At 43.6% G+C, this 20,714-nt stretch carries 19 protein-coding genes; 11 read left to right on the forward strand and 8 right to left on the reverse strand.

Going from position 1 to position 20,714, the window contains the following annotated elements:
- The first annotated feature begins 41 nt into the window (after positions 1–41).
- From tal to opcA, 3 genes are all read left to right on the forward strand, one after another.
- Positions 42–1,187 (forward strand): transaldolase, encoded by a 1,146-nt coding sequence (tal, locus tag V7K30_RS28045; RefSeq protein WP_335005246.1) that lies wholly within the window; start codon positions 42–44, stop codon positions 1,185–1,187.
- 134 nt (positions 1,188–1,321) lie between these two features.
- On the forward strand, positions 1,322–2,851 hold the full coding sequence (gene zwf / locus V7K30_RS28050; protein WP_335004943.1) for a glucose-6-phosphate dehydrogenase: 1,530 nt from the start codon (positions 1,322–1,324) through the stop codon (positions 2,849–2,851).
- A gap of 176 nt (positions 2,852–3,027) precedes the next feature.
- Positions 3,028–4,404 carry a glucose-6-phosphate dehydrogenase assembly protein OpcA gene (opcA, locus tag V7K30_RS28055; RefSeq protein ID WP_335004945.1) on the forward strand — a complete coding sequence of 459 codons (1,377 nt, stop codon included), beginning with the start codon at positions 3,028–3,030 and terminating at the stop codon, positions 4,402–4,404.
- Between the two features lie 380 nt (positions 4,405–4,784).
- Here the strand turns inward: opcA and V7K30_RS28060 are convergent, their stop codons facing one another.
- Positions 4,785–5,420, reverse strand: a complete 636-nt coding sequence (locus V7K30_RS28060; RefSeq protein WP_335004947.1) for a glutathione S-transferase family protein — start codon at positions 5,418–5,420, stop codon at positions 4,785–4,787.
- 231 nt (positions 5,421–5,651) lie between these two features.
- Between V7K30_RS28060 and V7K30_RS28065 the strand changes: the two genes are divergently transcribed.
- Positions 5,652–7,061, forward strand: coding sequence for a cobyrinate a,c-diamide synthase (locus tag V7K30_RS28065; protein WP_335004949.1), 1,410 nt, complete (start codon positions 5,652–5,654; stop codon positions 7,059–7,061).
- Here V7K30_RS28065 and V7K30_RS28070 read toward each other — a convergent pair.
- The gene (locus V7K30_RS28070; RefSeq protein ID WP_335004950.1) at positions 7,058–7,216 is read right to left on the reverse strand and encodes a hypothetical protein; all 159 of its coding nucleotides are present in this window, start codon (positions 7,214–7,216) and stop codon (positions 7,058–7,060) included. The two genes, V7K30_RS28065 and V7K30_RS28070, sit on opposite strands and share 4 nt — an antisense overlap.
- Positions 7,217–7,504: 288 nt before the next feature.
- On the opposite strand from V7K30_RS28070, the gene V7K30_RS28075 reads away from it, so the two are divergent.
- A complete protein-coding gene (locus V7K30_RS28075; RefSeq protein WP_335004952.1) occupies positions 7,505–8,224 on the forward strand; it encodes an aquaporin in 720 nt (239 codons plus the stop codon).
- 95 nt (positions 8,225–8,319) lie between these two features.
- Here the strand turns inward: V7K30_RS28075 and V7K30_RS28080 are convergent, their stop codons facing one another.
- Positions 8,320–8,787, reverse strand: coding sequence for a Crp/Fnr family transcriptional regulator (locus tag V7K30_RS28080; protein WP_292716504.1), 468 nt, complete (start codon positions 8,785–8,787; stop codon positions 8,320–8,322).
- Positions 8,788–9,781: 994 nt separating this feature from the next.
- On the opposite strand from V7K30_RS28080, the gene V7K30_RS28085 reads away from it, so the two are divergent.
- The gene (locus V7K30_RS28085; protein WP_335004954.1) at positions 9,782–10,456 is read left to right on the forward strand and encodes a cadmium resistance transporter; all 675 of its coding nucleotides are present in this window, start codon (positions 9,782–9,784) and stop codon (positions 10,454–10,456) included.
- Positions 10,457–10,916: 460 nt separating this feature from the next.
- Here V7K30_RS28085 and V7K30_RS28090 read toward each other — a convergent pair whose 3' ends face one another.
- Positions 10,917–11,156 (reverse strand): hypothetical protein, encoded by a 240-nt coding sequence (locus V7K30_RS28090; protein WP_335004956.1) that lies wholly within the window; start codon positions 11,154–11,156, stop codon positions 10,917–10,919.
- On the opposite strand from V7K30_RS28090, the gene V7K30_RS28095 reads away from it, so the two are divergent.
- The 5 genes from V7K30_RS28095 to V7K30_RS28115 all read left to right on the forward strand — a co-directional run bounded on the left by V7K30_RS28095 (position 11,149) and on the right by V7K30_RS28115 (position 15,533).
- Entirely contained in the window at positions 11,149–11,493 is a 345-nt protein-coding gene (locus V7K30_RS28095; RefSeq protein ID WP_335004958.1) for a pentapeptide repeat-containing protein, read from the forward strand. The two genes, V7K30_RS28090 and V7K30_RS28095, sit on opposite strands and share 8 nt — an antisense overlap.
- 397 nt (positions 11,494–11,890) lie before the next feature.
- Complete coding sequence (psb35, locus tag V7K30_RS28100; RefSeq protein ID WP_335004960.1) at positions 11,891–12,118, forward strand: photosystem II assembly protein Psb35; 228 nt, start codon at positions 11,891–11,893, stop codon at positions 12,116–12,118.
- A 157-nt stretch (positions 12,119–12,275) separates the two neighbouring features.
- A complete protein-coding gene (locus V7K30_RS28105) occupies positions 12,276–12,554 on the forward strand; it encodes a pentapeptide repeat-containing protein (RefSeq protein ID WP_335004962.1) in 279 nt (92 codons plus the stop codon).
- Between the two features lie 433 nt (positions 12,555–12,987).
- On the forward strand, positions 12,988–14,238 hold the full coding sequence (gene rocD, locus V7K30_RS28110; protein ID WP_335004964.1) for an ornithine--oxo-acid transaminase: 1,251 nt from the start codon (positions 12,988–12,990) through the stop codon (positions 14,236–14,238).
- Positions 14,239–14,489: 251 nt separating this feature from the next.
- On the forward strand, positions 14,490–15,533 hold the full coding sequence (locus V7K30_RS28115; protein ID WP_335004965.1) for a 1,9-bis(guanidino)-5-aza-nonane synthase: 1,044 nt from the start codon (positions 14,490–14,492) through the stop codon (positions 15,531–15,533).
- 437 nt (positions 15,534–15,970) lie between these two features.
- On the opposite strand, the gene V7K30_RS28120 is transcribed toward V7K30_RS28115, so the two are convergent.
- The 4 genes from V7K30_RS28120 to V7K30_RS28135 all read right to left on the reverse strand — a co-directional run bounded on the left by V7K30_RS28120 (position 15,971) and on the right by V7K30_RS28135 (position 20,685).
- Positions 15,971–18,400, reverse strand: a complete 2,430-nt coding sequence (locus tag V7K30_RS28120) for a single-stranded-DNA-specific exonuclease RecJ (protein ID WP_335004967.1) — start codon at positions 18,398–18,400, stop codon at positions 15,971–15,973.
- Between the two features lie 2 nt (positions 18,401–18,402).
- Entirely contained in the window at positions 18,403–19,044 is a 642-nt protein-coding gene (locus V7K30_RS28125) for a GNAT family N-acetyltransferase (protein WP_335004969.1), read from the reverse strand.
- Positions 19,045–19,097: 53 nt separating this feature from the next.
- Positions 19,098–19,910 carry a PD-(D/E)XK nuclease family protein gene (locus tag V7K30_RS28130; RefSeq protein WP_335004971.1) on the reverse strand — a complete coding sequence of 271 codons (813 nt, stop codon included), beginning with the start codon at positions 19,908–19,910 and terminating at the stop codon, positions 19,098–19,100.
- A gap of 577 nt (positions 19,911–20,487) precedes the next feature.
- Positions 20,488–20,685 (reverse strand): hypothetical protein, encoded by a 198-nt coding sequence (locus V7K30_RS28135; protein ID WP_335004973.1) that lies wholly within the window; start codon positions 20,683–20,685, stop codon positions 20,488–20,490.
- Positions 20,686–20,714 lie beyond the last annotated feature (29 nt).

Here is a 20,714-nt window from a genome sequence, read left to right on the forward strand (position 1 = left end):
CTAGGAAACATCACTATACAGGAGTGAAACAAATTACAGCTATGGCTACCAATCATCTACTAGAAATTAAGCAATACGGTCAAAGTATCTGGATGGATAATTTGAGCCGTGACATTATTCAATCTGGGGAACTCAAAGACCTGGTTGAAAATCAAGGTATCTCTGGGATTACCTCTAACCCAGCTATCTTTGAAAAAGCGATCGCTGGTAACGTTATTTATGATGCCGATATCGAAGCCGGAGTTCGGGCTGGACTACCGATATACAAAATTTACGAATCGCTAGTTTTTGCAGATATCCGTAATGGCTGTGATATTTTACGCCCTGTTTATGAAGCCTCGAATAGACTAGATGGTTATGTGAGTATCGAAGTCCCACCAACCATCGCCCATGATACTGAAGCAACAATAACCGAAGCTCGGCGCTATTTCCAAGAAGTTGGTCGGGAAAATTTGATGATTAAAATTCCCGGTACAGAACCTGGTTTACCAGCAGTGGAACAGGTAATAGCCGAAGGGATGAATGTCAATATTACGCTACTGTTTTCTGTAGAAAGCTACATCAACACAGCTTGGGCATATATTCGGGGCTTAGAAAAACGGGTGGCTGAGGGTAAAGATATCAGTAGAATTGCTTCAGTCGCTAGCTTCTTCCTCAGTCGGATCGATAGCAACGTTGACGGCAAAATTGATGCTAAGTTGAAAAAAGGCGTTGATGATATTGCCGTGGAAGCAAAGCTCTTGGCTGTGAAAGGGAAAGTAGCGATCGCTAACGCCAAGGTTGCGTACCAAGAATACAAGAAAATCATCGAGAGCGATCGTTGGCAAGCCTTGGCAGCAAAAGGGGCCACAGTACAACGGCTACTTTGGGCTAGCACTAGCACCAAAGATCCCAACTACAGAGACGTGATGTATATTGAAGAGTTGGTTGGCCGTGATACCGTCAACACCGTACCACCAGCGACGATTAAAGCTTGTGCTGATCATTGTAACGTCAGCGATCGCTTAGAAACGGATGTAGAAAACGCTTACACATTGATCGAAAACCTCAAAGATCCCGACATCAACATCGATCTCGATACCGTAATGGATGAACTGTTAGTTGAAGGTATTGACAAGTTCATTCAGCCCTTCCAGTCCTTGATGAACTCTTTAGAAGAAAAGATCAAGGTATTGTCGCCAGTGTAGGGACTAGGGACTGGGAATTTTGGATTTTGGATTTGCGATTTTAGATTGAAGTCCAATTCAAAATTGCAAATCTAAAATCGTTTCCCAATCCCAATCCCTAATCCAAAATCCAAAATCCAAAATCCAAAATTCCTATGGTTAGTCTGCTAGAAAATCCCTTGCGCGTTGGTCTGCAACAACAAGGGATGCCCGAACCCCAGATTATAGTCATTTTTGGCGCTTCTGGTGATCTCACCTGGCGCAAACTAGTGCCAGCACTTTACAAATTGCGGCGAGAACGGCGTATTCCACCAGAAACTACCATTGTCGGTGTGGCACGTCGAGAATGGAGCCACGATTACTTCCGTGAACAGATGCAAAAAGGCATGGAAGAGGCACATCCTGATGTCGATTTAGGGGAACTCTGGCAAGACTTCTCTCAAGGTCTGTTCTACAGTCCTGGGGATATAGACAACCCCGAAGGCTACCAGAAACTCAAAAGCTTATTGACTGAATTAGACGAAAAACGGGGCACGCGAGGGAATCGCATGTTCTACCTCTCAGTTGCCCCCTCATTCTTTCCTGAAGCGATTAAGCAGCTAGGAACCGCCGGGATGCTAGAAGATCCCTACAAACATCGTCTAGTAGTTGAAAAACCCTTTGGTCGGGACTTAGCTTCTGCCCAAAGTCTTAACCAAGTAGTACAGAAATTTTGCAAAGAAAACCAAGTTTACCGCATTGACCACTACTTGGGTAAAGAAACAGTCCAGAATTTGCTGGTGTTTCGCTTTGCCAATGCGATTTTTGAGCCGTTGTGGAATCGTCAATTTGTTGACCACGTGCAAATTACCGTGGCAGAAACCGTGGGAGTGGAAGACCGGGCTGGTTACTATGAAAGTGCCGGCGCACTACGGGATATGTTGCAAAATCACCTCATGCAACTTTACTGCTTAACGGCGATGGAAGCGCCCAACGCAATGGATGCCGACAGCATCCGCACAGAAAAAGTGAAGGCACTCCGAGCTACTCGTTTAGCGGATGTTCACAATCTATCACGTTCAGCAGTCCGCGGTCAGTACAGTGCTGGCTGGATGAAGGGTCAAGCAGTGCCAGGGTATCGGACAGAACCAGGCGTTGATCCTAACTCCACCACACCCACCTACGTAGCAATGAAATTTTTGGTGGACAACTGGCGTTGGAAAGGTGTTCCTTTCTACTTGCGTACCGGAAAGCGGATGCCGAAAAAAGTCAGTGAAATTTCGATTCACTTCCGCGAAGTTCCGTCTCGGATGTTCCAATCTGCCGCCCAACAGGTAAACGCCAACATTTTGACGATGCGGATTCAGCCAAATGAAGGAATTTCTCTGCGTTTTGATGTCAAAATGCCGGGGGCAGAATTCCGTACCCGTTCCGTTGACATGGACTTTAGTTATGGTTCCTTTGGCATCCAAGCAACTTCCGATGCCTACGATCGCCTATTCCTTGATTGTATGATGGGCGATCAAACATTATTCACACGGGCGGACGAAGTAGAAGCAGCTTGGCAGCTAGTAACGCCAGCCCTTTCTGTTTGGGATGCACCCGCCGATGCAACTACTATTCCCCAGTATGAAGCTGGTACCTGGGAACCAGCAGAAGCAGAATTCTTAATTAACCAGGATGGCCGTCGCTGGCGCAGACTCTAAAATTTTAGATTTTAGATTTTAGATTTTAGATTGGGGACGGCGAAATTGGGAATAGGTAATAGGAAATATGAAAAACTATTACCTATTACTAATTACCAAATTACCAGTTTTTAATCTAAAATCTCGAATTCAAAATCCAAAATCCAAAATCCAAAATCCAAAATCCAAAATTTCCTATGGCTCCCCAAGCTTCTACAATTTTTTCACTTCAGGCACCAAAAGATATTTCGCTTAACGAATTAGATGCGGAACTAAATCAAATTTGGCAAAGCTACGGCATTTCTGGCGAGAGCGGTGGGCTTCCTGCTGCTACTCGGGCCACTACATTTACCTTAGTGGTCTACGAACCGGAAGAAACCCAATATCTTTTGGCCACTTTGGGATTTTACAACGGCCCGCTTGACGGAATTTTAGGGCCTCAGATGGAAGCTGCGCTGCGGCAAGTGCAGAAAAAATATACACTGCCAGATACTGGAAAAGCAACACCTGAAACCCTGGCTATCTTGAGAGAAGAATTGCTTAAACGTCAAGGAATCGAGGCTACGGGAGATAATGCTTCTGTTGGTATTCCCAGCTTAAATGCCCCAAGCCCCAGAATTGCCGATGAAATCGCCCTCCGCAATCCCTGCCGCATCATTGCGCTATTTCCCATTGCTGGCGAAGATAAAGGGGTCAAGGCTCAAGTTTCTGCATATTGCCCCATCCAAAAGCAATCGTCAAGCACACTAATTTGCTGCGAATATATAACTCTCAGTGGAACTGCTGCTGCCTTGGAACGGGTAGGGGGGATGATTCCAGCATTGTTAATTGGCGGCTTACCAAAGTTTCTCTGGTGGAAAGCAACACCAGACCCCAATAACACTCTATTCAAGCGGCTGGCAGCAGTCTCCAACAATGTTATTGTGGATTCTTGCCGCTTTAACGAGCCAGAAAGTGATTTACTTCGCCTACAAGAATTAGTGGAAAGTGGTGTTCCCTTAGCTGACCTCAACTGGCGTCGCCTCTCAGCATGGCAAGAATTAGCAGCTGAAGCCTACGACTCTCCTCACCGTCGGGCTGCTATTAGGGAAATTGACCGAGTAACGATTGATTACGAAAAAGGCAACCCCGCACAGGCATTGCTGTTTTTGGGTTGGCTGGCAAGTCGTCTACAATGGCAGCCAGTTTCCTATCAAAAGGAAACCGGAGATTACGACATCACTCGCATTTGCTTCGTTACCCAAGACCAAGGGCAAGTGGAAGCCGAATTAGCGGGTGTCCCCCTTGCAGATGTGGGTGAGATTGCCGGCGACTTGATTGCCCTGCGCCTCAGCTCGACAAATCCGCAGGCGGACTGTGGTACTGTCATCTGCTCGGAAACTGGCGGGTGTATGCGGATGGAAACACACGGCGGCGCTCAATCCGCAGGTCTATTTCAACAGGTAACTTCACTTTCGGAACAAAAGGCGGAAGCATTGCTGAGTCAGCAGGTGCTACGTTGGGGTCGCGAGTCACTTTTTGAAGAAAGTCTGGCAGTGACAGCGAATATTTTCAAATTGGAAACAAAAAGTTAGCTTCGTCTGGAAAGAATAAAAGTTACCAAAATTGCGAAAATCAAACACAAGCTCTTCAGATTTTGGGATATTCCAATAATCTGGAGGGTTTTTCTATTTTCCTTAGTTTTAGCAGAGAAGCTTTCAACTTAACAAGTCAGTAGTTTGGACAAGTAATGTGGTATAGGTACAGTTGCCCTGTTGAAGGCGATCGCTTCTTGAGAGTTTGGATCTGTAATTCCTCATCTGATCATTAAGCAAAAAGCAATTATAGCGATTCTTGTTTGGATGCAGTGTACATCTGTACTGCCCTACAAACGGCCTGTATTTAACCCAATTGCGAACCGCTATAGTTCACCCACTAGGGTGTAATCGAATACTTTGTTATTGCTTTCCCCAAATTATTGAAAGGATAGGTCGTATGTGCCTCCACGCTCAAGCGCACGTTTGTAAGCAGGTCGCGCATGAATGCGTAGGGTAAATTCTTTGAGCTTTGGCCGGCTCTCGACCTCTTCGGGAATCGTGGCGGCTATTTCCAGGGGAAAGCTCATTTGGATATCGGCGGCGGTAAATTCCTCACCCGCAAACCACGTACTTTTACGGAGTTCGCTTTCTATGTAGTCAAAGTGAAGTTTGATCTGAGGCGCGACAAATCCGCTAACGACGCTGCTGTCCCCTGCCCCGAAATTGTTCAAGACTACTCGCATCACCAGGGGTGGCATTGCAGAGCCTTCGGCGTAATGCAGCCAATACGTATAGCGCAGATGTTCTGGCGTATCGGATGCCGGGACTAGCCGACCATTGCCGTAGCGATTAACTAGGTATTCAATGATCGCGCCCGACTCAGCGACCGTGACGTCTGCATCTGTGATCACTGGTGACTTGCCGAGCGGATGGACTTGGCGCAGCGACTCTGGTGCCTGCATCGTCTTTGGATCGCGTTCATAGAATTTGATTTCGTATTCGATACCTAATTCCTCAAGCAGCCACAGCACACGCTGCGATCGCGAGTTGTTAAGATGATGCACAACGATCATAAAACGTTCCTCTTCTGGTGACTTATTGCTATCGGATCTCGGCTAATCTTTAACTATATTATTAGACAGACTTTTTATGCGTAACTCCCCTAATTGGCTGGTTTTCTTGTTTCTAATTGGTATAAGTTTGAGTTAGTTGGTTTTAGATAAATCACAAGCTGGCGCATCTGCTTTTGCAAAAAGCGACGATAGACGCACAGGCAATAGTTAATTATCCGTTTTGTTTCATTTATGGCTTTAGTCATTGCCGGGGAACGTAGTGGAGTGGGTAAGACAACAGTCACGCTCACCCTTTTAGCATCTTTACGCCGTCGCGATCGCCTGGTGCAATCTTTCAAAGTAGGCCCAGACTACATTGATCCGATGTTTCATCAACACGTAACTGGTCGTGCTTGTCGCAATTTAGACCCAGTACTGACTTCGGAAGTCTACGTTCAGCAATGTTTTGCCCGTCATAGCCAACTGAGTGAATATGCCTTAGTGGAAGGGGTAATGGGATTATTTGATGGAATTGGGCATGGGCAAGAAAAGCCAAAATCAACTGACTTTGCGAGTACGGCACACATCGCGCGGCTTTTAGATTTACCTGTGGTGTTGGTGATTGATTGCAGTCGTTTATCTGGTTCTGTAGCTGCGATCGCTCACGGCTATCAGTCTTTTGATCCCCGAATTAAAATAGCTGGGGTAGTATTAAATCGCGTCGGGAGCGATCGCCATCTCTCTCTTTTGAAAGATTCCCTAGAAGCCTTACAATTACCCATTCTCGGCGTGCTGCGGCGTCAAGATAACATCACAATTCCCGATCGCCACTTGGGTTTAGTACCCACAGCAGAACTCCCCGAACTCAACGCTTTAATTGATCGACTCGCCGATTTAGGAGATACTTGCTTCGATTGGCAACGCTTATTACCTTTGTTAAAATCCGAACCGCTTCCCCATTTTCCCTCATCCCCCATCCTGCGGGAAGCTAAAGCTAGATCATTCTCATCCCCAGTCAGGATTGCCATTGCCCGCGATCGCGCTTTTAATTTTTACTACCAAGACAATCTCGATTTGCTGCAACAGCTTGGCGCAGAACTGGTTTTCTGGAGTCCCTTAGAAGATGCTGGACTACCAAAAGATGTGCAGGGAATGTATTTTGGCGGAGGTTTCCCGGAAGTTTTTGCCCAGCAACTAGCAGAAAATACCAGCGTTCGTCATGCAGTGAAAACAGCAATACTTAAAGGAATGCCTGCGATCGCTGAATGTGGAGGATTGATGTATTTGTGTGAGCAAATTATCGATTTTGAGGGTAAATCTTGGTCGATGGCGGGAGTTTTACCCACATCTGCTGTGATGGGTGGGCGTTTAACTTTGGGGTATCGTCGTGCAATAGCTTTGCAAGATAATCTGTTAGTGAAGGCAGGTACAACTGTTTACGGACATGAGTTTCATCGTTCCCATTTAACCTTAACTCCCACTCAGCCCCTATTTGAAACTTCTCGCTACGATTGTGAGGAAAATATGGGATGCGAGGGATGGGGTTTACCTGCAAATGTTCATGCTTCTTATGTGCATTTGCATTGGGGAGAAAGTGGAGAGATTCCCCAGCAGTTTCTTAAAGAATGTCTGAAAGTAGCATCTTCAGGAACCTGGATTTAAGCCAACACTAAACCATTCATCAGCCGCATTGTTAATGCGTCGGCTTGCATTGTTAATGCGTCGGCTTGCATTGTTAATGCGTTGGCTTGCATTGTTAATGCGTCGGCTTGCATTGTTAATGCGTTGGCTTGCATTGTTAATGCGTTGGCTTGCATTGTTAATGCATCCCGATGCAATACCGTTCGGTTAAGGAATTTATTCGTTGAGGCAGGCTGTTTTTAATCTGGAGTAGAAGAGAAGCAGGAGAGAAAAAACTAATTGTCTATCGACTCTTTCCTCAAGAGCCTCCTCTGCCTCAAGAGCTTATCCGAACTGTATTCCGAGGCAACCAACAGCATGTAGTTACGTTTTATACTAAATAATCCAGAGCGAGTATTTATCTTAGTGTAATTCCGGTAATGTGTACAAGTATCAATCACGTCTAGCCAGTTATGGGATTTCTCATGAATCGTTACTCGTTAGCAAAACGATGTTTGGCGGAAGCTCTAGGTACAGCTTGGTTGGTTCTGATGGGCGTGGGTACTGCGGTTATCTCTGGTACAGTACCTTGGGTTGGAGTTACTGGGGTGGCGATCGCTTTTGGCTTAAGTTTATTGACTGCTGCCTATACTTTTGGTTCGATCAGCGGATGTCACATCAACCCCGCAGTTACAATTGGTTTTTGGGTAGCCAAGCAGTTTTCTTCTAAAGACGTTTTGCCATATATCGGGAGTCAGATTCTTGGCGGAATTTGGGGAACCACTATCCTGTTTTTGATTTGTATGGGCAAGCCGGAGTTTACAACAGCTAACTTTGGTTCTAATGGGGTGGGAATTCACTCGCCTGGTAACTATAGCTGGTGGGCTTGTGCATTAGCCGAATTCATTGTTACCTGTGGCTTTGTGCTGCTGATCTTGAGCGTCACATCTTCTCCCGCTCTCAAGCTGGCTGCACCCATCCCCATCGGTTTAGCGCTGACTTTGGTGCATCTTATCCTCATTCCGGTGACGAATGCCAGCGTCAATCCCGTGCGTAGGCGTAGCCCGCCGCAGGCATCGCTAGCCACAGCTATCTTTACTCGCGGTTGGGCATTGGCTGATCTTTGGATTTTCATCGTGTTCCCAATTTTCGGTGGAGTTTTGGCGGGTAGGATCGCCCGATGGCTGCAAGAACCAGACATCTAATCGGAATCACAGGCGCATTCTCACTTAACAACTTCACGCATAAGTAAGGCGGCGCAATGTGTTTAGGAACCTGCACAGAACCAAACCGCTATGTCTCACTCTCTGCTAAAAACCCCCGGATTTGTCCGTGGGGAATTCGTTACACTCATATCGTCATTCAATCTGCGAATCAGACGGGATAACTCACGAATGATATTCACAGCAATTTCGGGAGTTTCTTCGATCGCATCATAAAGTTGTTCTTGCGTCAGTTCTAAAAATTCACAAGGTTCCAGAGTCGTTGCGGTGGCGGAACGAGGTTGAGTATCAAATACTGCCATCTCACCAAAGTATTTTCCCTGTTCCACCTCTGCAAGTTGTTTATTCCCAATGTGAACTTTAACTCGACCTGACACAACAATATAGAGCGATCGCCCTTCTTCTCCCTGGCGAAAGATGGTGTAATTAGCTGGAAATGACAATTCGTTCATTACTGAAGTGAGCCGCACAATAAAATCATCCCGCAATTCCTTAAAAATCGGGACTCGCCGGACAAATAATAAACGGTCAACACTGGTTAGCATAATTACAAGTTAAACATCAAACATTACTGTAAATTTTAAAACCGAAGCCAGAGCGCGATTAGTCATATTAACCGATGTTGAACGCTAGCCGTCAAGAATATCTTAAACTTTACCGACACAAAACTAGTTAGCATTTTTTCAATAGCAGCGATCGCCCAGAAGCTTCTCAAACAATAGATCGGTTTTAGGGATGACGAACTGCTACTCTTCCTTATGCAGTTTAGGGGGAAGTCGTGGGGAGCATCTCAGTTTTGCAAATATACCAGATGAGAAACAAGATTCTTGCTCCCTCTCTTTACCAAGGCTACAGTGTACACACAAGTCCTAAAAACCTAGCTTGATTAGGCTTGACTCGTTCCCATGCTCTGCATGAGGAATGCATTCATTGAGTCTCTGACTCAATATCTGACTGGAGGCAGCAGCCTCTAATCAACCATTCCTAGCTTTGCATGGGAACGAGAGAACAAGGAGAAATCAGAAATCGAGCTTTTTTCGACTTGTGTGTACACCGTAGCCTTACCAAGGAGAGGCTTGGGGTGAGGTTTTACAAGGCTTTTTACACTCATTGAGATGCTCCCAAGTCGTGAACCAGCATCCTCTTCAAAAAGCAGGGTTTTTGAATAGCCTCTAAACACATTTAAGATGTCACAAGTGTCGATGGGTAGAAAACCCAAAGCACATGGTCAAGTTATCAATCACTTTTATTTATCCTTTTAAGAAACAAGAGTATTTGCTCTTATTTCCTTGAAAGCCCTAATATTGACCTCATGAGCTCCCAAGGTACCTTGCTGAGATAAAAAATCACCAATTTGATTAGAGGCGTAGTTTACCGCCGTAGGCATCATCTCTAAAAACTGGGGAACTGGCTGATGGCTAGCGAACCTTGATTGGTTGTCGTTAAGTAAAACAGTCACGAAATCTTCGGAACTGCCCTCACATCGAGGAGCAGAGAAGAACTAGGACAAACAGCATTGAATTATCGTGAGCAACAATTATGAGTTGGCTAATTAGTACATTTCTTATTGGAATCTCTGCCGCTTTTGCAACCACCTTTGACGACAATTTATATTTGACAGCTTTCTTCGGAAAAGTCAATCGCAGCTTTCGTCCTAAGCATATTGTTCTCGGTGAATTTCTGGGATTCACTGCCTTAGTGTTTGCTAGTCTCCCTGGTTTCTTCGGCGGTATGATTATTCCAACCACCTGGATTGGTTTGCTAGGTTTGCTTCCTGTCGCCATTGGTATCAGTAATCTCATCAGTCGAGAACAAGAAGCAGAGACAGTGCAAGCTGTGTCAGTTGACTTCACCTCTCCTGTCAAATCTGGACGCCAGAAGAAATCACTATTAGCAACCATCCGCGATCCTCAAACTTACCGTGTTTCCGCTGTCACCATTGCCAATGGAGGAAATAACATCGGAATCTATGTACCGTTGTTTGCCAGTAGTAATCTTCCAAGTTTGGGTGTAATTGTGTGTGTTTGCTATTTCACTGTTGGGGCGTGGTGCTTACTCTCTTACAACCTGACTCGTAATCCTCTCATGACTCCCGTTTTAACTCGCTATGGTCGGAAAATTTTCCCCTTTGTCTTAATTTACTTAGGACTCTCAATCTTGATTAAAAGTGAATCATATCGACTTTTACCTAGTCTGGCAATGCTTTCCAATTAGGCATGAGGCGATGGTCTACGACGGGCTATGACGCTCTCTACGAGACGCTGCGCGTAGCTTGCTTCCCCGAAGGGGTACGCTATCGGCGTCGCACCTGAACTGAAAACTTGTTACCTGGGAATGCGGTCGCAATCAGCTACTCAAAATTATTGATGGGTGCTATCTCCCTGATATAACCAACAAATCAGCGATCGTTTCCCATCCAAAAAGATTTTTTAATCACTTTAATTTATCAATCTGAATCAAAATAATATTTGATGTTATCAATCAATTTATCTAAAGTGAGAATAAAGCAGATTATTGATGGCTCTTATAAAAGCAAGCACACCACTACGAATCATCATAGGAAGGAACTAATGAATCAATCAAATTCCAAAAAATTAACTCAGTGGATCGTAACAGCAGTATTTCTGGTACTTGTAGCAGGATTTTCGCTGCTTGACCAGCCCAGCGTTAGAGCTCAAACACTAACACCATCCATACCTACGGAAGAACTAGGGCCAGTAATGCCTCCGGTTACATCGCCAATGGAGTCTGTAACTTCCCCAGTAATGCCTTCGGTTACATCGCCAATGGAGTCTGTAACTTCCCCAGTAATATCTCCGGTTGCATCGCCAATAGTGTCTGTAGCAGCAAACGTTAGACGTTTATTACAAACTAATGAATGTGTCGGGTGTAACCTAACTGGAGCAATGCTCAAGGACGCAAATCTGCAAGCGGCAAACTTGGAGGGTGCGAACTTACAAAATGCAGACTTAGAAAGGGCTAACTTACAGCAAACAAACCTACAAGGGGCTAACTTTCAAGGTGCAGATTTAGGCAAGGTAAACCTTTTGGGAGCAAACCTTTTGGGAGCAAACCTATTTGATGCAGACCTAGAGAAAGCTAACCTGGTGGGAGCAAACCTGCAAACGGCTAACCTACAGGGCGCAGACTTGGAAAAGACAAATCTCACAAATGCAAACATCCAAGGGGTTAACCTGATGGGGGTTGATTTGGAAGATGCGATCAGACCGGAAGGATTCGTTATTCAGTGATTAAACTAAAGTTTTCCGTGCAAATTTACTAAAAAACATCAAAAGCCTGATTCAGTAATGAATACAGGCTTTTATTTTAAGATTTAAAGGAGCGTGGCGATCGCATATTTTTTGGAAGATTGGCTGGATTTTTCTGGTTGTTTATTTTTTTGCTGGCACAGGCGCTGAAATAGTCTTTGACTTTTTCATCCCCCACCCCAGCATTGAGAGTTTGGGAATTTAATGGTAATCTGCATTTGATAACAATCTAAAAAGATAAATTTTTTTATAGCTAGTTAAGGATAGATAGGAATCATATCTGATTTCTGAACAGGAAGTCATTACTAGTTAAGACTAACTAGTATTTCTTAATTTTCTATCGGTAGAGTAAGTGTATTTACAGGAGATGAAATCTTAAATGTTAATCCTCATCGAGATAGCAACTAATCCTACATATACAAAATATCTCCAAATTTCTTTGGTGGCAATAATACTTGGTGGCTTTCTACTAGCTACAATTATTGGTTCAATTGGCTGGTATATTTCTAAGCGCCCTGCTGGTTGGGAAAATGCAGAGACTCCAAACTGGATTCTACAACTGACTAAAAATCTTAATAAACAGAAGTCATTGGATAATGATAACTGAGATAGTTAGATGAAAATTTATTTGTTAAATTAAGTAAATTAACCATAAGTAAAAATATTGCAAAACCGTAATCATAAGTTATCAAAATTTGTCCAAATTTCGATGTTTTTGTTAGTATTCTGCTACCTCAAGAAAGTTAACAAAGGAGAATATAAGCATGGAAGCAGAAGAAGTATTGCAGAGGTATGCAGCAGGGCAACGTAATTTCTGTGGGATAAACCTTCAAGGAATACACATGAGAGGCGTGCATTTGAGAGGAGTAAACCTTAGTTGGGCTGACTTAAGTAGGGCTTCTTTGATGGATGTTAATCTGAATGAAGCCGATCTACGTGGAACTTGCTTAAAAGAATCTTTTCTGATATTAGCAAATCTAACTCAGAAAGTCTTTAAGTTAGAATACCCAGCGCCTGTTTATCAATTTTATTTTTATTTGTGAGTTGCGGATAAAAATAAAAGTACCCTTAAATTAAAGTTACAGTTTACACCCTTGGTTGTTATGCCAGTAAAATTTTACATTCAGACAGAGTGGGCAACTGGTTTTCGTCACTAAAAGTAGGCAGAAGTCCTACACAAGTTGCGTATCTGGAAGAAAAGGAAATGGCTGGTCAATAATTATCGGCTATTTAGATATTTAGAAAAAATCCATCAGTATCAAAGTTGCGTATATCTTTGACATGCAGACCTAAGAAAAGGGAGTTGCAGTATTACTCTCATTGTAAATAGTGTTCTGGAATTGGGAACTATAAAACGAAGAACTGGTCGGGATTTTTTCTTTTTAGGCTCATACTTGTTGAATGTCTCATTCGACTGGTAGTCTTTCAGATATTTTCTAGTTTTATTTCAACCTCTCAAAACTATCAGGAGCAAATATGCAAGCAACGAACATAACTCTGGGAATTCCCAACCTCAACACTATGAATACCCAGGATTATATTGAACTAGAACAGCAATATGGTGCTGATAATTATCATCCTTTAGATGTAGTCATCACTAAAGGAGAAGGAGTGTGGATATGGGATATAGAAGGTAAAAAATACCTAGATTTTCTTTCAGCTTACTCAGCATTAAATCAGGGTCATTGTCATCCCAAAATTCTCGAAGCAATGATAAAGCAAGCTCAGAAAGTTACACTAACTTCTAGAGCTTTTCGCAATGACCAATTGGGAAGATTTTATGAGAAGCTTTCTGAGATTTCTGGTTTACCTAAAGTGCTACCCATGAATTCGGGAGCCGAAGCTGTGGAAACGGCTATCAAAGCCATTCGGAAATGGGCTTATAAAGTAAAAGGTGTACCAGAAAATCAAGCAGAAATTATTGTTTGTAGTAATAATTTTTCTGGACGCACTATTAGTTTAATCAGTTTCTCTACAGAAGAACAATATCAAGATGGATTTGGGCCTTTGACGAGTGGGTTTAAAGTTATCCCTTTTGGTGATTCTGAAGCATTAGAAAAAGCGATTACTCCTAACACTGCTGCATTTTTGGTAGAACCAATTCAGGGTGAGGGAGGTATTATCGTTCCTCCCAATGGGTTTTTAAAGCAAGCAGAACAAATCTGTCGCCATCATAATGTATTACTAGTTTTTGATGAAATCCAAACTGGCTTGGGAAGAACAGGTAAAATGTTTGCCTATCAATATGAGAATGTTAAGCCAGATGGCATAACTGTAGGAAAAGCTTTATCGGGTGGATTTTATCCAATTTCTGCGTTTATTTCGACAGAGGAAGTGATGGGTGTATTTCAACCAGGAGATCATGGTAGTACCTTTGGCGGAAATCCATTAGCTGCTGCTATTGGAATTGCCGTACTTGATGTAATTATAGAAGAAGAGTTGCCAGAAAAAGCCTTACAACTAGGAGAATATTTTTTGAGGAAATTACAATCAATTGAAAGTTCATATATCAAGGAAGTGCGTGGCAAAGGCTTATTAATTGGGATGGAATTGCATTCCATTGCTGGTGGTGCTAGACGTTTTTGTAAAGCCTTAGCCAAAGAGGGATTATTAGCCAAAGAAACTAGAGATAATGTCATTCGCTTTGCCCCACCCTTGGTTATTTCCCTAGATGAAATAGATTGGGCATTGGAGAAAATTGAGCTAGTTTTGACAACTACTTGTTAGTTTGACGTAAATTGAGTTCTGCGGGGTGACTTGTAGTGTTTGAGAAGTCGTTAGTAGCAAAATTGAACAGTCCTTTCATCCAACTCATGAGTATTTGGGATTTGCACGTCAAGTTAAATAAAAGACGGCAATCTGATCCTGGTTTGTCCTGGTACGACCACTGCGAAGCGCCTAGTACATTAGCAAAACTTGCCTTCTAGTCGCTGTGCAGACCGTATAATTTTTGTTTTCAATAAAAAGGACAATCTACCATGAATCGTGAAGAACTTTTGCAACAGACCGTTCAACCAATTGACATCAAAGCTTTCGATGTTGTTGGCTTGGTGGAAGCTATGGGTAAGACAGCTTTCCAAGGTCGAAATTTGGGACGGGCAGCAAAAATTTATGACGCAATGCTGCAAGATAAAGAATGTACGATTATTCTGTGTTTAGCTGGGTCTTTGTTTAGTGCTGGACTCAAGGGAATAGTCCACGATTTAATTACTCACAATATGGTAGATGCGATCGTGTCTACTGGTGCTAACATTGTTGATCAAGATTTCTTTGAAGCGTTGGGTTATCGTCATTATATTGGCGACCCCTTTGCTGATGATGAGATACTGCGTCAGCAACGGATAGACCGCATATATGACACCTATATTGATGAAGATCAACTGCGGGTGTGTGACATGACGATCGCAAAAATCGCCGAGAATTTAGAGAAGCGTCCTTATTCTTCACGGGAATTTATTGAGCAGATGGCTGCTTATTTAGAACGTCGGGGTAACTATGGTCAATCTGTAGTGCAAGCCGCTTATCAACACCAAGTACCAATTTTTGTCCCCGCTTTTAGTGACTGTTCGGCTGGGTTTGGGCTTGTCCATCACCAATGGAATTCTCCAGAATCTCATGTCACGATTGACTCAGTACGAGATTTCCGGGAGTTGACGCAGTGTAAACTGGCTTCCAACTACACCGGCTTGGTGATGATTGGTGGTGGTGTACCGAAAAACTTCGCCCAAGATACGGTGGTAGCTGCGGAAATGCTGGGATTTGAGACGAGTATGCACAAGTATACAATTCAAGTTACCGTCGCCGATGAGCGGGATGGTGCTTTATCTGGTTCTACCCTCAAAGAGGCTCATTCTTGGGGAAAAGTGGATAAAGCTACTGAACAGATGGTATTTTCTGAGGCGACTGTCGCGTTCCCATTAATTGCGGGGTATGCCTATCATAAGGGTAACTGGCGCGATCGCCAACCGCATCGTTTAGCTGAGTTATTCACTAAACCTCAACCCAAGGTAGTGACTGTATAGCAATATTTAAGGAGTAAGGGAATTCCTCTTGCTCCCTATTCCTTTTTCCAAGAAGAAGCTGATGTGTAATTTACCATTACTGAGGTCGGTTTCTACTGTTGAACCTACGCCGAAAACCTCAGCGATTAAAAGCAGGTTGTAGTAAATCTTGGGGTGTTCCTACTGCTCTTATTGTTCCATTATTGACAATATAAATACGTTGGCTACGCCCACCGCAGGCATCGCCTCCCACTCCCAACATCTATCATTACATCTTGAGACTACCAATTTCCAAAATGCTATAGCTGTCGTCAGTACCGTATAACAATTTGCATGTACCGGAACAGGGCTTTACACTTTTGGTGGTGATGCAAAGTCCAAAAGTAGCAGACAAAGGGGTTGTAAATGTCGGCACTCAAGGTGCTTTTCACTCGGAGTCTGAGAACCCGCAACTTGGGTTAATAATTGTCGGAGCTGGCGATCGCAACAATAGTAGATAAAGGCACTTCGGCAAAATACTGTCGCTGAAATTGTTCTTCTCGGACAGCAGCTAAAAATCGTGCAACTGCTGCATCGGCAAAGTTTTCTGCGCGATCGCTAGGATGCCAAGCAAATTGTAAATCATTGTCTTGTCGTTTGACTGTGAACCCTAAAGATTTTAAAGCTTTGATTCCTACAAGTAAGGTTTGGTCGCTGATGCCAATTTTCTCTAAAAGTTGGACGCGGGTAACTGGTTGATTTGTGCGACTGAGATATTTGGCAATTCCGACAAGAGTCAGCCAAATTTGATTAGGTGGTTGGTGGTTGGGTTTAGACCAGGCGATCGCTAATTGTTGCTGATTGTCAAGCCCAGATGCAGAGCGGCTGATCGTTAGACATCGCCGCAACCATGCGCGTAAATCATCCCAGTTCGTGGGACAATCTTCAAGCAAGAGTGGGGGAGTAGAGACGCGATTAATCGCGTCTGTACGGGAGTGGGGAGTGGGGTTGTTTCGTAAGTCTAAGATGAATGGTAAGTTCCGAGTGTTAAGTGCTGAGTTAACACTGGGGCGCACGGCAATTAATCTGATTTCATAACGTTTTTTGAAGGTGTTGTAGTCTAGTTCTGCTATGCAATCACACCTTCCTACAGGCAATTCATCTTTGTAGTGTCCCCACCATATACCAGGAAAAGCACTTCTACTGGAATCATCCCGAATATCAAACTCGGTTTTAATGTACTGTACCTTTTTCCCTTGCCAATCCTGCTGATTGCGATGCCAAGAATTTTCAAACCAGCAGTTTTGAATTAGCAATTTCGGAACAGGATTACCCATTCCACAAGGTTCTAGCAGTTTCAGTTCCAAAAATAACTCTTTCCCCAAGTCTGCTACTGTTACCGTCAAGTCTGCTTGCACGGTTGGCGTTAAGGTTGTGCCACCTAAAGATTGGCGCAACTGCTGATTAATCGCCGCTGTAAATAAAGGAATGTTCTCCACCAACAAACTCAAACCCGCTGCAAAGGGATGTCCCCCAAAGCGGTGTAACAAATGTGCTTGGTCTTTCACCAGTTGGTATAAATCGACGGAATTCACCGAACGGGCGGAACCACGAGCTAATGGGAGTGCTGGGTGCTGAATTCTGAGTTCTGAGTTAGAAGATAAAGGAGTAATTTCTCCCCCTGCTTCCCCTGCTCCCCCTGCTCCTTCCGTACTCAACAAAATAGTCGGGCGACCTGTTTCTTGTGCTATCTGCCCAGCGACTAAGCCCAATACACCCGCAGGCCATTGGGCATCTTCTAGGACTATGACGCTGGTGGTTGATAAGTCTAATTGAGTAAGTTTTTGTGCCACTTGCGCTTGCACATCTTTTTGTAAAGATTTGCGGCGGGTGTTTGCGAGTTCTGTAATTTCGGCTAGTTCGTTACAACGTTTGGCATCTCGACTAGTTAATAATTCAACGCAAAAACTGGCATCACCTTGGATACGGCTAACGGCGTTAATTCTTGGCCCCAAACCAAAGGAAATATCTGTGGGGCGATCGCCATTTTTCTGGCACAATTCTAATAATCGCCCCACCCCCGGACGCCGCCGCGCTGCTGCTGGCTGTTGAAAATCTGCTTGCAGTCGTTGAATTCCCATCTGTGCCAAATAGCGACAATCTCCGCTTAACTGCACCAAGTCGGCAATTAATCCTACTGCTACTAAATCTAATAAGTCTTCTAATGGATGTTTTGCAACATTAGGCAGACTTTGGTATAATGCCTCTACCAACTTATAAGCTACCGCCACCCCAGAAAGATTAAATAGCTGATGTTCCCTTGGTAAATAGCGGGGATTGATAATTGCTGCGACGGGTGGGCGTTCGGTGGGTAAGGTGTGATGGTCTGTAACTATTACATCTATGCCTAGCTGTTGAGCATAGATAATTTCCTCAATATTTGTGCTACCTGTATCGCAAGTAACGATTAATTTACAACCTTGTTTTGCTAAGTTATCAATCCCTTGATTATTAAGTCCGTGGGATTCTTTCAGGCGATTGGGAATGTAGTAAATTAACTGAGTATTTTGTTTGAAAAACTGCCCCAATCCATCCCAAAGTACAGATGTGGCGGTAATCCCATCAGCATCAAAGTCTCCCCAAATGGCAATTTTTTCTTTGGCGTTATATGCTTGTTGCAACCGGGCGATCGCTAAGTGCATTTCTTGCCCAAAATCAAAGGGACTTGCTGGTTGATAAGCTTTATAGTTGATAAAAGCTGTTAACTGTTGATTATCTTTAATTCCCCGTTTCCACAACAATTGTGCCGCATATATTCCACTTGATGCGGGTGTATATTGTTTCACCGCTTGGATGAACCACTCCGGGGGTTGTTCGGTTGCTGCTATAGTCCACTGTTGTTCTGACATTGTTAAATCGGGGATTGATCCTCAGTTGTTTGAAATTCATTGACTAGGGGATTGAGGACTACTTCATTGGCGGCGCTATCGGGTTTACGGGCACGAATTGCTGGACGCGATCGCCTATAACCTGCTCTTTCAGCTTTTTGGTGTTCGTAATCAATTAATCTGCCATAATATTCATGCTTGCTTAAATTCATCGACAAGAAAATATGCTGGCGAATATTACCAAAACCTTTGCGATTAAAAAACTTTAAGGCTGAAGTATTGGTAGGATCGGTATCTACCAGCATAAACCGCGCCCCATCTTCAATCATCCGGGCGACGACTTTATCAACCAACTTGTCTGCTACTCCTCGACGCTGAAACCTCGGACTAACTCCCAGCCATAAAATGTATCCATAAGTCCAGGATGCTTTGGTGATGATGGTTCCCAAAATGAATCCCGCTAATTCTCCGTCTGTTTCGGCCACAAGGCAATATTCTGGATCGGTGTTGTAAAGTCCAATCACCTCCCATTCATCCCAGGTGCGGTATAAATAAGGATATAAATCGCTGGTAAATAACCCTTCTCCCAAGTGGTAAACGGGAGCAATGTCATCAATTCCTAATTCGCGGACATAAATCGCTTCAGTTTCGTCAAAGTTTGACATAAGTTTAGAAGTTGTGATTTCTTTATAGCCCTATTGGACTTTACAAACATCCTCTAATGTATAGGGTTGAGTGAGACTTCTTGAATGCTGTCAAAATTTGGCAATGAGTCTTTCACTGCTTCTTCATTAACTTGTATGCGATCGCACCGTTTGGCAAACTGACAATAATCACAGGTTTTGCTACCCTCCACCACTTGGGGAAACTGCTGGTTATTTTGGTAATTTTCCAGCCAATTAGTTAACTGGCTTAATAATTGATTAAGTTTCTTTGCTGTTTGTCTGTGTTGAGCAGTATTGTAATTAAATTTAATATTTTGCGGCTTGCCCTCAGATTGGACAAACCAGTAAGTCATGGAAATCTTTTCTGGCAAATATTCGCTTGTTTCTGCCAATACATACAGATAAAGCCGTGTTTGCCAGTTGGATTCTAACTTGCGTTGATTGGGTGGTTTAGGATAAGTTTTCCAGTCGAGAATTTGCGATTGTTGGTTATCTGCAATCAATAAATCATAGACAACCGTCAGCAAATAGTCCTGAACTTGCAGAGTGCGGAAGTGTTCACTTTCACGGAAAGTTTGATTATCAGATGCAGCCGTTAAGATTTCTGGGGCTGCATCGGCAAAAGCTAGCATCCAGCTTTGCAGTTGAGCATCTGCTTGCAGGAAACTATCAATTGGCAAACCCATTTCTCGCTGTTGCATTAGCAAGTGAAAGCGACTACCCAAAGTTTGCCGTTCTTCTTGCTCTGGATTTGAGGGCGAATTTAGTTTTTCTAGGTAGGTATGTTGAAATTTACGCGGACAAGCTTCTAGTAAGTTGAGTTGTCCTTGAGACAGTCGCAGTAGTTGAGTGGGAGTTGACAGCATTCTTCTATTTTAGAAGTTAAAAGGGCGGTTAGAAACCGCGTCTACACAAACAAAACCCACGGAGGTGGGTTAAACCAGTTGCTCAAGCCCCTTGTTCCTTAGTCCGCGGAGGCGGATGAGAGTTTGTGTAGCCGCGAATTCCTGCTATTTCAACTCGTCCTTATCTATAGCAATCCGATTTGATTTCTGAAATTATTTGCGTAGGCTGGGAGTAGGGAGTAGGGAGTGGGGAGTAGGGAAGAAGCCTCTTTGAGTTGTACTGAGTTTTTTCAAAAATCAAATATGAGTCCTATACATCATCTTGGTGATTGGAATATTTAGTTTTTCCTTGGGACTTGATTGAGCGAAAGCTGTAGGCCATAGCTGTTTTAACTATGTCAAAATATGCTGGGTGATTAGCTTTGTTAACGATCGCCAAAGAGATTCACCCTGCCACTAAGATGATTAAAAGCGGCGAAAGTGTTTCTCCCCCAGAGCCGTTGCTGTTGTTTGACATGATATAATGTCCAAATGCAAAGTTAGCCAAAGGCTATTTATTAGGTGTCAGCATCAGCCTTGAATAGTAAACCCTGTTCTGTTAACCCCAAGACTCAACAATCATGGCGATCGCAAATAGACAGACTAGGAAAATTGCTATCCTCGCAACCCATATCCATAAACTTGCGGACAAAAGCATCCCAACTATCGTGTCATCGTAGAGAATACGCACTACGGGCATTGAACCCTGGAAATTCCTACAGGCAATTTGGATACTTGCCTTTTTCAGAATTTCCATTTCCAGCCTTTGCCTTCATCTTTTACTCA

Origin of the sequence: Nostoc sp., from assembly GCF_036917655.1 — a bacterium.
GTDB lineage: Bacteria > Cyanobacteriota > Cyanobacteriia > Cyanobacteriales > Nostocaceae > Nostoc.